The 14,142-nt window shown below is 70.4% G+C and carries 11 protein-coding genes and 2 riboswitches; of the genes, 2 read left to right on the plus strand and 9 right to left on the minus strand.

The window, feature by feature from the left end; all coding sequences use genetic code 11:
• Positions 1-45 precede the first annotated feature (45 nt).
• The 5 genes from QNO14_RS08745 to QNO14_RS08765 all read right to left on the minus strand — a co-directional run bounded on the left by QNO14_RS08745 (position 46) and on the right by QNO14_RS08765 (position 5,954).
• Complete coding sequence (locus QNO14_RS08745; protein ID WP_257506340.1) at positions 46-618, minus strand: PH domain-containing protein; 573 nt, start codon at positions 616-618, stop codon at positions 46-48.
• Positions 615-2,297: a dipeptide ABC transporter ATP-binding protein gene (locus QNO14_RS08750; protein WP_257496222.1), complete on the minus strand. Its 1,683-nt coding sequence runs from the start codon at positions 2,295-2,297 to the stop codon at positions 615-617. Before QNO14_RS08750 ends, QNO14_RS08745 begins: the two co-directional genes overlap by 4 nt.
• Positions 2,294-3,241 carry an ABC transporter permease gene (locus QNO14_RS08755; RefSeq protein ID WP_257496221.1) on the minus strand — a complete coding sequence of 316 codons (948 nt, stop codon included), beginning with the start codon at positions 3,239-3,241 and terminating at the stop codon, positions 2,294-2,296. The genes QNO14_RS08750 and QNO14_RS08755 overlap by 4 nt, the downstream gene beginning before the upstream one ends.
• Complete coding sequence (locus QNO14_RS08760; RefSeq protein WP_257496220.1) at positions 3,231-4,160, minus strand: ABC transporter permease; 930 nt, start codon at positions 4,158-4,160, stop codon at positions 3,231-3,233. Before QNO14_RS08760 ends, QNO14_RS08755 begins: the two co-directional genes overlap by 11 nt.
• A gap of 165 nt (positions 4,161-4,325) precedes the next feature.
• Positions 4,326-5,954, minus strand: a complete 1,629-nt coding sequence (locus tag QNO14_RS08765; protein ID WP_257496219.1) for a peptide ABC transporter substrate-binding protein — start codon at positions 5,952-5,954, stop codon at positions 4,326-4,328.
• 162 nt (positions 5,955-6,116) lie between these two features.
• Between QNO14_RS08765 and QNO14_RS08770 the strand changes: the two genes are divergently transcribed.
• Positions 6,117-6,917 carry a CPBP family intramembrane glutamic endopeptidase gene (locus QNO14_RS08770; protein ID WP_257496218.1) on the plus strand — a complete coding sequence of 267 codons (801 nt, stop codon included), beginning with the start codon at positions 6,117-6,119 and terminating at the stop codon, positions 6,915-6,917.
• A 254-nt stretch (positions 6,918-7,171) separates the two neighbouring features.
• Positions 7,172-8,176: a type IV toxin-antitoxin system AbiEi family antitoxin domain-containing protein gene (locus QNO14_RS08775; RefSeq protein WP_257506341.1), complete on the plus strand. Its 1,005-nt coding sequence runs from the start codon at positions 7,172-7,174 to the stop codon at positions 8,174-8,176.
• 147 nt (positions 8,177-8,323) lie between these two features.
• Here the strand turns inward: QNO14_RS08775 and gcvP are convergent, their stop codons facing one another.
• The 4 genes from gcvP to QNO14_RS08795 all read right to left on the minus strand — a co-directional run bounded on the left by gcvP (position 8,324) and on the right by QNO14_RS08795 (position 14,109).
• Positions 8,324-11,188 (minus strand): aminomethyl-transferring glycine dehydrogenase, encoded by a 2,865-nt coding sequence (gene gcvP / locus QNO14_RS08780; RefSeq protein WP_257506342.1) that lies wholly within the window; start codon positions 11,186-11,188, stop codon positions 8,324-8,326.
• Entirely contained in the window at positions 11,185-11,568 is a 384-nt protein-coding gene (gcvH, locus tag QNO14_RS08785) for a glycine cleavage system protein GcvH (RefSeq protein WP_257496215.1), read from the minus strand. Before gcvH ends, gcvP begins: the two co-directional genes overlap by 4 nt.
• A 23-nt stretch (positions 11,569-11,591) precedes the next feature.
• Positions 11,592-12,722 (minus strand): glycine cleavage system aminomethyltransferase GcvT, encoded by a 1,131-nt coding sequence (gene gcvT / locus QNO14_RS08790; protein WP_257506343.1) that lies wholly within the window; start codon positions 12,720-12,722, stop codon positions 11,592-11,594.
• 48 nt (positions 12,723-12,770) lie between these two features.
• A riboswitch (glycine riboswitch) is annotated at positions 12,771-12,879 on the minus strand.
• Positions 12,880-12,968, minus strand: a riboswitch (glycine riboswitch).
• A 103-nt stretch (positions 12,969-13,071) separates the two neighbouring features.
• Positions 13,072-14,109 (minus strand): LacI family DNA-binding transcriptional regulator, encoded by a 1,038-nt coding sequence (locus tag QNO14_RS08795; RefSeq protein WP_257496213.1) that lies wholly within the window; start codon positions 14,107-14,109, stop codon positions 13,072-13,074.
• Between the last annotated feature and the right edge of the window lie 33 nt (positions 14,110-14,142).

Genomic DNA, 14,142 nt, shown 5'->3' on the forward strand with positions numbered 1-14,142 from the left:
CGGAGCATCCCGCAAATAGTTACAAACCGTTAACCCAGCGGCGACTCAGGCGCTGATCCCGCCGACCATGAGGGCGAGCAGCCCCCAGAGGATCAGGCCCGCCAGCGACAGGACGACGGGCAGGTTCCACCCTCGCTGCACCGGCCCGGCGGCCGACCCCCGGCCGGCAGCGTCCTCCCACTCGCGGCGGATGAGTTCGATGTCCGAGTACGCGGGCACGTCTGACTCGGCATCCAGAGCCCCTCCGCGCCGCGGCCGGGGCGGGCGGACGTTCGGCCCGCCGAAGGCCGCGACCGTCGACCCGTCGTCGAGATGCAAGGTCAGCTGCCAGCGGGTCGTGATGTCGCGCACCCTCCCCCAGGGCACCTCGGCGCGGCGGATCGGGTTGACCACCGTGATGCCCTGGGCATCGGTCTTGACCACCGGTGAGAAGAGCGCGGCGAAGATGATCCAGTCGACCAGCAGAACCGAGGGCGCCAGCACCAGCATCTGCGCGAACCCGGCGCGCACGACGGCATCCCCCAGCAGGAACACCGTCATCGCCGCGGCGACGATCAGGGCGACCGTCCCCGAGCCCGACCGGTAGACCCGGCGATCCACGCCTCCCGGCTGGGTCATGCCCCCGTGTCACCACCGGAGCCGAGCGTCATCGAGGCGCCGGGGATGGCGTCGAGGAGGCGCCGGGTGTACTCCTCTGCGGGGTTCGCGAAGATCTCGTCGACGGTTCCCTGCTCGACGATCTTGCCGCGCTCCATGACGCAGACGAAGTCCGCCACGACCCGCACGACGGCGAGGTCGTGCGTGATGAACAGGTAGGTCAGCCCGAGCTCCGCCTGCAGGTCGGCCAGCAGCTGCAGGATCTGGTCCTGCACCAGCACGTCCAGCGCCGAGACGGCCTCGTCGAGCACGACGATGTCGGGCTTGAGCGCAAGGGCGCGGGCGATGGCCACGCGCTGACGCTGACCGCCGGAGAGCTCGTTGGGGTAGCGGGAAGCCAGCTCCTGCGGCAGCGCGACCTGGTCCAGCAGCTCGGCCACCCGCGCTCGGCGCGACTTCGCGTCGCCGACGCGGTGAACGTCGAGCGGCTCGGCGATCGTGCCGCCGATGCTGCGCAGCGGATCGAGCGACCCGTAGGGGTCCTGGAAGACCGGCTGCATGCGCCGCCGCAGTGCGAACGACTGGCGCCCGGACAGACGCTCGATGCTCTCGCCGTCGATGAGGATGGAGCCCGACGTCGGCTTCTCGAGGTCCAGCACCATCTTCGCGATCGTCGACTTGCCTGAGCCCGACTCCCCCACGAGAGCGAGGGTGCGCCCGCGCGGGATCTCGAACGAGACCCCGTCGACGGCGCGGAACCGCTCGCTGCGGAACGAGCCCCGCCGGATCTTGTACTCCTTCACGAGGTCCTGCACGACGACGGCGGGCGCCGCGGTCGCGAGGTCCGCCTCATGCTGGATGCCGCGATCCTCGGCGCGCGCCTGAATGCGCTGCGAGGCGAGGCTAGGGGCGGCGGCCACCAGGCGCTGGGTGTACGGGTGCTGCGGGTTCTCGAGGATCACCCGGCTCGGACCGGACTCGACGATCTCCCCCTGGTTCATCACGACGATCGTGTCGGCGCGCTCTGCGGCGAGCCCGAGGTCGTGGGTGATGAGCAGCACCGAGGTGCCCTTCTCCGCCGCGAGCAACGCCATGTGGTCGAGGATGACCCGCTGCACGGTGACGTCCAGCGCCGAGGTCGGCTCATCCGCGATGAGCAGCTTGGGGTCGGCCGCGAGGCCGATGCCGATCAGGGCGCGCTGGCGCATGCCCCCCGAGAACTGGTGGGGGAACTGGTGAAGTCGGCGTTCGGCATCCGCCAGTCCCGCCTGGCGCAGCACCTCGATGGCGCGTCGCTCGACCTCCTTGCGGCCGGTGGCGATGCCGTTGGCGCGGATCGCCTCCTTCACCTGGAAGCCGATGCTCCACACCGGGTTGAGGTTCGACATCGGGTCCTGCGGCACGTATCCGATCTCCCGCCCGCGGATGCGCTCCATCTGCGAAGAGGTGAGATTCGTGAGGTCCGTGCCTTCCAGCAGGATGGAGCCGCCGGTGACCTGGCCGGTGCCGGGAAGCAGGTTCACGATGGCGGATGCCGTGGTGGATTTGCCCGAGCCCGACTCCCCCACGATCGCCACGGTCTCGCCGGGGTGGATGTCGAGGTCGATGCCGTGCAGTACCTGACGTGAGGTCTTTCCGGCGCTGAAGGCGACCGTGAGACCACGGATCGACAGCAGCGGCGTGCGGTTCTCGGGGGTCATCGACGTGCCCTCGCTTTCGGGTCCAGAGCGTCTCGCAGGAGTTCGCCGAGGATGATGAACGCGAGGACCGTGATGGTCAGCGCGATCGACGGGTAGATGAGCGCCATCGGCGCGACGCGCAGCGATGACTGCGCCTGGCTGATGTCCAGACCCCACGACATCGTGTCGCTGCCGAGGCCCACGCCCAGGAAGGACAGCGTCGCCTCGGCCGAGATGGCAGCTCCCAGGGTGATGGTCGCCACGACGATGACGGGGGCGAAGGCGTTGGGCAGCACGTGCACCAGCAGCGTGCGGAACCGGGAGAGGCCGATCGCACGGGACGCGGTGACGAAGTCGGCCTGTCGCACCCGCAGCACCTCGGAGCGGATCACGCGGGCCGTGGACGCCCACGCGAACCCGCCGATGGCGAAGGCCAGCACGAGCGGTGTGCGGTTCTGCGAGAAGACGCTCATGACGACGATGGCCGCCAGGATGTACGGGATCGCGAAGAAGATGTCGCCCACGCGCGAGAGCACCGAGTCGAGCCAGCCGCCGTAGAAGCCGGCCAGCGCGCCCATGATGACACCGAGCAGGGTGCTGATGAGCGTGGCGAGCAGGCCAACGAGGAGCGAGGTCCGCGCGCCCCACACGATGCGCGCCCAGATGTCGCAGCCCTGGAACGTGAAGCCGAGCGGGTGACCCGAGGTCGGCCCGGCGTTGCTGTTCGCCAGGAAGCACTGCGCGTTCGGCGGCACCGGGGTGAACACCGTCGGCCAGACGGCCATCACGGCGACGACGACCACCAGCAGCGCCGTCACCCAGAAGGTGGGACGGTGGCGGATGTCACGCCAGGCGTCGCGCCAGAGATTGCTCGGCTTCGCGTCGACGCGCACGGCGTCGACGCTGATCGTGGTGGTCTTGACGGGGGCGACGTAGTGCGCCGTGGGAAACCGGTCACTTGGCATAGCGGATCCTCGGGTCGAGCAGGCCGTACAACAGGTCGATGACCAGGTTGACCAGCACGTAGACGATGACGAACACGGTCACGAACGACACCACGGTCGGACCCTCCTGACGGCGGACCGCCTCGAAGAGCACGTTGCCGACGCCCGGCACGTTGAAGATGCCCTCGGTGACGGTCGCGCCGACGAGCAGCACGCCGAAGTTGGTGGCGGTGTTGGTGATGACGGGGATGAGCGAGTTGCGCAGCACATGCACGGGGATGACGCGACGACGCGGCAGCCCCTTGCTGTAGGCCGTCCGCACCCAGTCCTGGTTGAGCGTGTCGATGACCGAGGCGCGGGTCAGGCGCATGCTGGTGGCGTAGAGGCTGAGCCCCAGCACGAGGGCGGGCAGCCAGAGATCCATCCAGTCGTTCTGCACCCCGACGGTCGGTCGGAACCAGCCGAGCTGGATGGCCAGGAAGTACTGCGCGAGGAACGCGAGGACGAACACCGGCACGGCCACGAAGACGAGTGCGACGACGAGCGAGGCGTTGTCGAAGAACTTGCCCTTGCGCAGGCCCGAGATGGTGCCGATCACGATGGCGAGGACGAGCTCGATTCCGATGGCCATCAGCGCGAGGCGGATCGTCACCGGGAAGGTGCGCGCAAGCACTTCGCTCACCGGCTGGCCCGAGAAGCTGACGCCGAAGTCGCCCTGGAAGACGCCGACGATGTAGTAGAAGTACTGCACGATGAACGGGTCGTCGAGGTGGTAATCCTCGCGGATCTGCGCCAGCAGCGCCGGGTTCGGCGTGCGGTCGCCGAACAGGGCCAGGATCGGGTCGCCCGGCATGGCGAACACCATGAAATAGATGAGCAGGGTGGCCCCGAAGAAGACGGGGATCACCTGCAGCACACGTCTGAGGATGTAACCGAGCACGTACGCTCTCCCTCTTGGGTCGGGGAACCTCGGCGCCGAACGACTCGGCGGGGGCTCCCACGCGGCGAGGCCGCCGTCATCTCGGGTAGCGCGGCGACGGCCGGGGAAACAGCCCACGAGGCGGTGACGAGTTCGTCACCGCCTCGCGGGTGAGATCACTTAAGGCTACTCGGCCTTGGTGATCAGGTGGTGCAGCGGAACCGAGTTCCAGCCGAACTCGACGTTCTCCACCGTGGGGGCGAAGCCGCCGGTCACGTTGGCGTACCACAGCGGGACGGCCGGAAGGTCCTGCAGCAGGACGCTCTGAGCCTCGGAGAAGAGCGCGTTGGCCTCCTCCGTGTCCGTCGCCGAGATGCCCTCGGCCAGCAGCGAGTCGAACTCGGCGCTGGAGTAGTCACCGTCGTTCGAGCCGGCGTTCGTGGCGTACAGCGGTCCCAGGAAGTTGTACAGACCCGGGTAGTCGGCCTGCCAGCCGGTGCGGAAGGCGGTGGTGATCGTGTCGTTGTTCACCAGCTCGCGCAGCTCCGCGAACGTGGGGTACGGAGCGCCCGACGCGTCGATGCCGAGCGTGTTCTTGATCGAGTTCGACACCGCGTCGACCCACTGGTCGTGTCCGCCGTCGGCGTTGTACGCGATCTGGAAGGTGCCCTCCCACGGCGAGATGGCGTCGGCCTCGGCCCACAGCTCGGCTGCGCGCTCGGGGTTGTACTCCAGCACCTCAGCGCCCTCGAGCGAGTCCGACCAGCCGTCGATGACGGGCGAGGTGTAGTCGCTGGCGGGGGTGCGGGTGCCCTGGAAGATCGTCTCGGTGATCTCCTCGCGGTTGATGGCCATCGACAGCGCCTGGCGACGCAGCTGGCCCTCCTCGCCGCTGAAGTGCGCGAGACGCTCGGGGATCGTGAAGGACTGGAAGACGGCGGCGGGCTGGTTGACCGCGCCCTCGCCGAGGTCCGACTCGAAGCTGGCCAGCGACGTCGGCGGGATCGCGTCGATCACGTCGACCTCGCCACCGAGCAGGTCGGCGTACGCGGCATCCTGCGAGGAGTAGAACGTGATCGAGAGGCCGCCGTTCTGGGCCTGACGCACGCCCTCGTACTCCTCGTTCTTGACGAGGTCGATCTTGACGTCGTGCTGCCACGCGTCCTCGCCGTCGAGCATGTACGGGCCGTTGCCGATCGGGTTCTCACCGAACGCTTCCATGTCGTCGAAGGCGACCTCGGGAAGCGGGTAGTAGGCGGAGTAGCCCAGGCGAAGCGCGAAGTCGGATGCCGGCTTGTTGAGCGCGATGGTGAACGTGTAGTCGTCCACCATCTCGAGACCGGTCAGCTCGGAGTCCTCGTCGTAGCTGAAGCCCTCGATGTCCTCGAAGAAGTAGCTGTTGTAGTGGCCGTTGGAGGCCAGGGCGCCGTAGTTCCACGCGTCGATGAAGTTGTCGGCCGTGACTTCTTCGCCGTCGGTGAAGAACTGGCCTTCCTTGATCTTGACCGTCAGGTTCTGCGGGTCGTCGACCGTGATCTCTTCGGCCATGTCGTTGACGGCGGTGCCGTCGGCCTCGTACGACACGAGACCGGCGAAGATGGCGTCGAGGATCTTGCCGCCGCCCACCTCGTTGGTCATCGTGGGGATGAGCGGGTTCTCGGGCTCGGTGCCGTTCGTGGTGATGATCGCGGCCGTGGCGGTGCCGTCGCCGGTCTCCTCGGGCGCGTCCCCGCCGCCACTGGCGCAACCGGCGAGGGCAAGGGAGCCCACCGTCAGCAGTGCCAGGCCGGCGAAGGCAGTCTTGTTGCGCTTCACGTTTCCTCCTGTGCGGGATTTTTGTCTGCCACCGGCACGCGGTGCGTGGGCTGGCACACGGATGAGGTAACGATAGGCACCCCTGCATCCCTGATCAAAACGTCGACGGAAAGCGTTACATGCTCTTTACTCAACCGCCGGTCGGTGTGGCAATCTGACAAGGTGACCGCTCCCAGCCCGTCGGCACCCGGCGCGTCCCCCACATCGCACGCGCGACTGTGGTGGGAGGTCGCGATCGTGCTGTCGATCACGCTCGGGCAATCGGCCCTCTACTCCGTGCTGACCCTGGTGCGGCGCCTGCTCTCGCCCACACCCCTGGGGCAGCAGCAGACGCAGCTGAATCCGTCGCGCGATGCGGCGGCGGCGTGGGATGCGCTCTACCAGCTGCTCGACATCTTCTTCGACCTGGCCCTCGTGGCACTGGTGGTCTACCTGCTCTGGGAACCGGGGACGAACGCCCTCCGCCGCATCGGACTCGACGTCACCCGGTTCGGCGGCGACCTGGCACGCGGGGTGCTGGTCACGGCGGTGATCGGCATCCCGGGGCTCGCGCTCTACGCCGTCGGCCGCGTGCTCGGGTTCTCGGTGGCCGTCGTGGCATCGCCCCTGGATGCCGCGTGGTGGACGGTGCCGATCCTGCTGTTCGCGGCTGTGCGCGCGGCGCTGCTCGAGGAAGTCATCATGCTGGGGTGGCTGTACGACCGGCTGCGCCGCCTCGGCTGGGGTTGGTGGCCGATCATCGTGTCGTCGGCCGTTCTGCGCGGGGCCTACCACGCCTACCAGGGCGTCGGCGGGATGGTCGGCAACTTCGTGATGGGCATCGTCTTCGGCTGGTGCTACCGCCGGTGGGGCCGGGTGATGCCGCTGGTCGTGGCCCACACGATCCTCGATGTGGTGTCGTTCGTCGGATACCCCCTGGCCGCCGCGCTCTGGCCCGCGGTCTTCGCCCCGCCGGCATCCTGAGGTCGCCGCCGCCGTTCCCCGCCCCGCCCCGCCCCGCTGCGCTGCGCCCCGCTGAGACGAATACCGACGGACGAGACGGCGGGTGCCACCCAGGGTCTCGGCCATCCACATTCGTCTCACCGCTCGGGAGGGTCGTGCGACGGAGCCGGGAGCGGGTTCCGGCGACGACTGCACAGGCGGCGAACCGCGGCGACCGTGCACCGATCGAGGGGTTCGGGACCCGCCGGGGAGCGGGATGCGGGCAGGGTGGGCGGATGCCGCTCGCTCTCGCCGGCCTTCCGCCGACTCCGGTGCCACTATCGCGGACCGCCGACGTCCCCCATCCCGAACGTGCGCTCGCCCGCGGCGAGCTCGTGCGCGTCCGACAGGGTGTGTATGCGCCGACCGAACTGTGGCGGTCGCTTGCTCCGTGGGACAGGTACCTCGCCCGCGTCCACGCCGTCGCGCTCATGTATCCGAACGCGGTTTTCAGTCACGACTCCGCCGCAGCGCTGCTGGGGCTGCCCGTGTTCGGCGACCCGGTGGTCGTCCACGTTCTGGAGGACCCGCTCGGTCGCTCGCGACTGGTCGGCGGCATCCGGGTCCACACCCACAGCGGCGACCGCGAGATCCTCGAGATCGGCGGGCTGCTCGCCACCGGCATCCGGGACACGGCTGTGGATATGGCGCGGTCGCGGCATCGGGCGGTCGGTCTCTCGATAGCGGATGCCGCATTGCGCGCCGACCCGTCGCTCGACGCTGCCGCGCTGCAGGCGTGCAATGAGCGGCGCCTCAGCAAGCGCGGTCGCGCCATTGCGCGCTGGCCACTGGCGCGCGCGAACCGGCTGGCGGAGTCGGCACTCGAAAGCGTCAGCCGCGCCGTTACGGAATGGCTCGGGTTTCCCGAGCCCGTGCTGCAGGTGCGCTTCCCCACGACCGACGGCGGTCACGATCGCAGCGATCTGGTCTGGGAGCAGGCCTCGGTTGCCGGCGAATGCGACGGCGGGCTGAAATATGACGGACGCTTCGGCCAGGCCGAGGTCGTCCAGGCCCGGCAGCGCGAGCGGGATGCGCGGCTGCGTCGCCATGTGCGGGCGGTCGTCCACTGGGGCTGGCGGGACGCGGTGCTCGCAACGTCGCTGCGCGGCATCCTCACCGGCGCTGGCCTTCACCCCGTCGCGCGCGAGGACGCCTCCGCGCTGTTCTCACTACGCCGGGCCCTCGCCCCGGTGCCCCCGCCGACCGGTGAGACGACTACCGACGCCCCCACCCACCGGTGAGACGAATGCCGGCGGCCGAGACCGCGGGTGATACCCACTGTCTCGGCCGTCAGTATTCGTCTCAGCGACGGGCGCGTCAGCGACGCACGACCGCGACGGCGACCGCGACCGGGGCAGGGGCACCACCCAGCCCCGGCCGGCGACACCCTACGCGAAGGCCTCGGGGGGTGGGCAGGCGCACACGAGGTTGCGGTCGCCGTACGCGTTGTCGATGCGCCGCACCGGCGGCCAGTACTTCGTGCGCACCTGCGACGGCACGGGATACACCGCGGTCTCACGCGAGTACGGGTGCACCCAGTCCCCCGCGACGACCGACTGCGCGGTGTGCGGCGCGTTCACGAGCGGATTGTCGGATGCCGGCCACTCCCCCGCCGCGACCGCGTGCGCCTCCGCGTGGATCGCGACCATCGCCTCGATGAACCGCTCGATCTCGGCGAGGTCCTCGGACTCGGTCGGCTCCACCATCAGCGTCCCCGCGACCGGGAACGACATCGTCGGAGCGTGGAAGCCGTAGTCGATCAGCCGCTTGGCGACATCGTCGACGGTGATGCCGGTGGCCTCCCGCAGCGGACGCAGGTCGAGGATGCACTCGTGGGCGACGAGCCCGCCCTCGCCCGCGTAGAGCACCGGGTAGTGCTCGCGCAGCCGCGCCGCGATGTAGTTCGCCGCCAGCACCGCGGCGCCGGTGGCCTCCCGCAGACCTTCGGCGCCCATCATCCGCACATACGCCCACGAGATCGGCAGGATCGAGGCCGACCCGTACGGCGCCGCAGAGACCGGCCCGCCGTCGAAGACGAAGCCGCCGGCGTGGTCGGCGCGCTGCGACAGCGGGTGCGACGGCAGGTACGGCGCGAGGTGCGCCTTGGCGGCCACGGGGCCCACCCCCGGCCCGCCGCCGCCGTGCGGGATGGCGAAGGTCTTGTGCAGGTTCAGGTGCGACACGTCGCCGCCGAGGTCGCCGAAGCGGGCGAAGCCGAGCAGCGCGTTGAGGTTCGCACCGTCGACGTACACCTGGCCGCCCGCGTCATGCACGGCCTGGGTGATCTCCCGCACGTCGTGCTCGTAGACCCCGTGCGTCGAAGGGTAGGTGATCATGAGCGCCGCGAGCCGGTCGGCGTGCGCGGCGATCTTCGCGCGCAGGTCGTCGAGGTCGACGTTGCCGGCCTCGTCGCACGCGACCACGACGACGGACATGCCCGCGAGCACCGCCGACGCCGCGTTGGTGCCGTGCGCCGACGACGGGATGAGGCACACGGTGCGATCGGTCTCGCCGTTCGCACGGTGGTACCCGCGGATCGCGAGAAGGCCCGCGAGCTCTCCCTGCGAGCCGGCGTTGGGCTGCAGGGACACCGCGTCGTACCCGGTGACCTCTGCCAGCCACGACTCCAGCTGCTCGATCATGGCGAGGTATCCGGCGACATCGTCGGCGGGCGCGAACGGGTGCACCTTCGCGAACTCCGGCCACGACACCGCCGCCATCTCGGTCGCGGCATTGAGCTTCATCGTGCAGGAGCCGAGCGGAATCATGCCGCGGTCGAGCGCGTAATCCCGGTCGGCGAGCTGCTTGAGGTAGCGCATCATCGCCGTCTCCGAGTGGTGACTCGTGAAGACGGGGTGGGTGAGGTACTCGTCCTCACGCCGCAGCACGTCCGCGACGGCCGCCAGCGGCTGGGCGTCGGCGAACGACAGCTCCGCCCCGGGCTCCCCGACGGCGCCGAACGCCCACGCGACCGCGGCGAGGTCGGCCGCCGTGGTCGTCTCGTCCACCGATACCCCGACCGATGCGTCATCGGCCCAGAAGAGCTGGTAGCCGCGGCTGCGCGCACGCTCGATCACCCGTGCGGCATCTCCCGGCACGAACACCCGCAGCGTGTCGAACACCGCGTCGGATGCCAGCGTCAGCCCGTAGCCGCGCAGCTCCTGCGCGAGCGCCTCGGCCTTCTGCGCCACGGTGGTCGCGATGCGGCGAAGGCCCTCGGGGCCGTGATACACGGCGTACATGGATGCCATGACCGCCAGCAGCACCTGCGCGGTGCAGATGTTCGAGGTCGCCTTCTCGCGGCGGATGTGCTGTTCGCGCGTCTGCAGGGCGAGCCGATAGGCCGGGTGCCCCGCGGCATCCTGCGAGACGCCGACCAGACGCCCCGGCAGCTGACGCTCGAGACCCGAGCGCACCGCCATGTAGCCGGCGTGCGGCCCACCGAAGCCCATCGGCACGCCGAAGCGCTGCGTCGTGCCCACGGCGATGTCGGCCCCGAGCGAGCCCGGCGAGCGCAGCAGCGTCAGTGCCAGCAGGTCGGCTGCCATGACGACGAGCCCGCCCTCGGCCTGCACGGCGGCGATCGCCTCGCTGGGATCCCACACCCGCCCCGTCGCGCCGGGGTACTGGATGAACGCGCCGAAAGCCGCACCCGGCACGCCCCCGGCGTAGTCGGTCTCGACGACCTCGATGCCCAGGGCCTCGGCCCGGTGGCGCAGCAGCGCCTTGGTCTGCGGGAACGCGTCGGCGTCGACGAGGAACACGTTCGACGCACCCTTCGACGCCCGCCGCGCCACCAGCATGCCCTCGACGACCGCGGTGGCCTCGTCGAGCATCGACGCGTTGGCCGTCGCGAGCCCGGTGAGGTCGGTCACCATCGTCTGGAAGTTGATGAGCGCTTCCAGCCGGCCCTGCGAGATCTCCGGCTGGTACGGCGTGTACGCGGTGTACCACGAGGGGTTCTCGAAGACGTTCCGCTGGATGACCGCGGGGGTGTGCGTGTCGTAGTAGCCCAGGCCGATCATGGCCTTCGCCGGGCGGTTGGATGCCGCGAGCTCGCGCAGCTCCGAGAGCGCGTCGTGCTCGGTGGCCGCCGGCGGGATGTCGCTCGTCGCACGCGGCTGCACCTGGATCGACGCCGGTACGGCGCGCTCGAGCAGGGCGTCGACGCTGTCGTAGCCGAGCACGTCGAGCATCCGGCGCGCGGCGGCGGCATCGGTCCCGATGTGGCGGGCGGCGAAGGCGCCGGTCATACGTCGCCGCCGGTGAGAGCGACATAGCCGGCGCGGTCGAGCGTGTCGCCCAGCGACGCCCCGTCGATGCGCAGCTTGATCAGCCACCCGGCGCCGAACGCGTCCGCGTTGACGACCGAGGGGTCGGCCACGACGTCGTCGTTGACCTCCAGCACCTCGCCCGAAGCCGGGGCGTACAGCTCGCCGACGGATTTCGTGGATTCGATCTCGCCGCACACCTGCCCGGCGGTGACCGTGGAGCCGGGGCTCGGCAGCTCGACGAAGACGACGTCGCCCAGCTGCTGCGCGGCGTAGTCGGTGATGCCGATCGTCGCGACGTCGCCGTCGACGGCGATCCACTCGTGCTCGGCGGTGTAGTGGAGGGTGGTGAGGTCGGCCATGATGTGCTCCCGGGTTTCGGTGGTCAGTGTGCGCGCCGGTAGAACGGCAGCGCGGTGACGGTCACGGGCAGGCGGGTGCCGCGCACGTCGATGGTCAGGGTGGTGCCCGGCTCGGCTGCGGGCGGGGCGACGTAGGCCATCGCTATCGGATGGCCGAGGGTCGGGCTGAGCGCGCCGCTGGTGATCTCGCCGACGCGCCGGTCACCGTCGAAGACCTCGTATCCGGCGCGTCCCGCGCGTCGACCCTCGCCGATGAGGCCCACCAGCACCGGGGCGTCGCCCGCGACGACCGCGCCGAGCCCGGATCGGCCGACGAAGTCCTGCTTGTCGGCGGCGACGACGCGGCCGAGGCCGGCCTGGGCGGGCACGACGTCGAGGGAGAGCTCGTGGCCGTACAGCGGCATGCCCGCCTCGAGCCGCAGCGTGTCGCGCGCGGCGAGGCCCGCCGGCACCAGACCGTGCGGCGACCCCGCCGCGAGCAGGCCGTCCCACAGGTCGCCGGCGGCCTCTGCCGGCACGAGCAGCTCGAAGCCGTCCTCGCCGGTGTACCCGGTGCGCGCGACCAGCAGCGGCCACTGCCCGAACCGCCCCTGCGCCGCGGCGTAGTAAGGCAGATCCGTCAGCGGCCGGTCGAGGTCGGCGATGTCGTCGAGTGCTTCGAGGATGCCGCGGGCCGCCGGGCCCTGCACGGCGATGAGGGCGAAGGCATCCGAGACGTCCGCGACGCTCACATCGCGGACGGCATCCGCGCCGCGGAAATCCGCCACGCGCTCGGTGAGCGCCCCGGCCACCGCCTCGCGATTGCCCGCGTTGGCGATGACGAGGTAGCGGTGCTCGCCCAGTCGGTAGACGATCACGTCGTCGACGATGCCGCCGGATTCGGCGAGCACGAGCGAGTACTTCGCCTTGCCCACCGCCATGGCGGAGACACGGCCGGCGAGGGCGTAATCGAGAAAGACGTCGGCATCGGCGCCTTCGACGGCGAACTCCGCCATGTGCGAGATGTCGAACAGGCCCGCGGCCCGGCGCACCGCATGGTGCTCCGCGAGGTCCGACGAGTACCGCACCGGCATCATCCACCCGCCGAAGTCGGTGAAGGCGGCGCCGAGTGCCTCGTGGCGGTCGCGAAGCGGGGTATAGCGGGGTCCGGTCATGAGTTCTCCCGATCTCGTACGGGCAGACGCCGGGGACCGACGGCTGTGAACTCCCCCTCTGTCATGGGCCTGAGAGCTTCACGCCGGCCCGCGGGCGGGAGGGGCGCTTTCACCGTCGGCGGATACGCGCGCGGCGCGCATCGCTTTTCAGAGTGGCCGAACCCGCGCGGTACGCGTACCTGAGAGATTGGCGGGGAGGCTTGCTCCTTCGGTGCCCGGTGACCGGGGCTCTCCCGCGAGGGTGATGGCCGATGTTCGATTGTCGGCCGCAGCCGGCGACGGCCCGCAGGCGCGACGCGCGGCCAGCATAGCGCGCGGCCGACGTCGAGAAGAACATCCCCCACTCCGCTCAGGCGGGCGGCGGTGCCGTCGTCTCGCGGATCGTCAACGATGTGGCCAGCTCGACGTGCCGCGAGACGGGGCGCCGGCCGTCGGCGATCGCGACGACCGTGTGGACGGCCATCCGCCCCATCTCGTCCAGATGCTGATGCACCGTCGTGAGCGGGGGCGTCGTCCAGGGTGCCTGCGGGGTGTCGTCGAAGCCGATGACGCTCAGATCGCGGGGGACGCTCACGCCGAGTTCTCGCGCCGCCGCCAGCACACCGACCGCGATCTCGTCGTCTGCCGCCATGATCGCCGTGGGCGGGAGGTCCATCCCGAGCATCGCGCGGGCATGCCGCGCTCCTGCTGCCGCATCGAACTGGTCCGCGACGACGTGCGCCGGGTCGATCTCCAGCCCCGCCGCGTCCAGCGCGGCCCGATAGCCGTACAGGCGGTCGCGCGCTGCGTCCGACGCCTCCGGGCCGCCGATCCACGCGATCCGGCGGTGACCGAGGCCGATGAGGTAGTCCGCCGCGGTGCGGGCGCCGGCCCAGTTGCTCGAGGCGACACTCACGAGCCGCTTGTGGGTGGCATCGACGGGGTCGACCATGACGAACGGGAGGCTCGCCTCGCTTGCGGCATCCAGCAGCGCGTCCGGGTGGGACAGCGTCAGCCCGACCACGCCGATCGCGCCGCTGGCGCGCTGCTCGGCGATCCAGTCGCGACCGACGGCGCGCTGACCGCGCGCGGCACGATCGGGAGGCAGGCGGGTGAGCAGGTCGAGGCGGTTCTCGGTCGCCGCGACCAGCACGCCCTGCAGCACGTTGAGGATGTACGGGGAGGCGGGGATGTCGAAGGTCACCGCGATCGTCCGCCGCGACGAGGCCGCGGGGGCGGTCGTCGGCCGATAGCCCAGTTCGGCCACGGCCGCCAGCACGATCTCCCGCGTCTCCGCGGCGACGTCGTCGCGCCCGTTGAGAGCCTTGGAGACCGTGGCCTGGGACACCCCGGCCGCCGCCGCGACGTCCGAAAGGGTCGCCCTGCGCGGCCGTGCGGAATCCGTCATCACCCATCTCCCCGGTCGAAACATTTTCAATCT

This window comes from Microbacterium sp. zg-Y625 (assembly GCF_030246925.1).
Taxonomy (GTDB): Bacteria; Actinomycetota; Actinomycetes; order Actinomycetales; family Microbacteriaceae; genus Microbacterium; species Microbacterium jiangjiandongii.

Bases quoted from the DNA above. Each gene is read 5' to 3' on its own strand.
- QNO14_RS08745 (WP_257506340.1), bottom strand. From the start codon at position 618: ATGACCCAGCCGGGAGGCGTGGATCGCCGGGTCTACCGGTCGGGCTCG.
- QNO14_RS08750 (WP_257496222.1), bottom strand. From the start codon at position 2,297: ATGACCCCCGAGAACCGCACGCCGCTGCTGTCGATCCGTGGTCTCACG.
- QNO14_RS08755 (WP_257496221.1), bottom strand. From the start codon at position 3,241: ATGCCAAGTGACCGGTTTCCCACGGCGCACTACGTCGCCCCCGTCAAG.
- QNO14_RS08775 (WP_257506341.1), top strand. From the start codon at position 7,172: ATGCCGCTCGCTCTCGCCGGCCTTCCGCCGACTCCGGTGCCACTATCG.
- gcvP (WP_257506342.1), bottom strand. From the start codon at position 11,188: ATGACCGGCGCCTTCGCCGCCCGCCACATCGGGACCGATGCCGCCGCC.
- gcvH (WP_257496215.1), bottom strand. From the start codon at position 11,568: ATGGCCGACCTCACCACCCTCCACTACACCGCCGAGCACGAGTGGATC.
- gcvT (WP_257506343.1), bottom strand. From the start codon at position 12,722: ATGACCGGACCCCGCTATACCCCGCTTCGCGACCGCCACGAGGCACTC.
- QNO14_RS08795 (WP_257496213.1), bottom strand. From the start codon at position 14,109: ATGACGGATTCCGCACGGCCGCGCAGGGCGACCCTTTCGGACGTCGCG.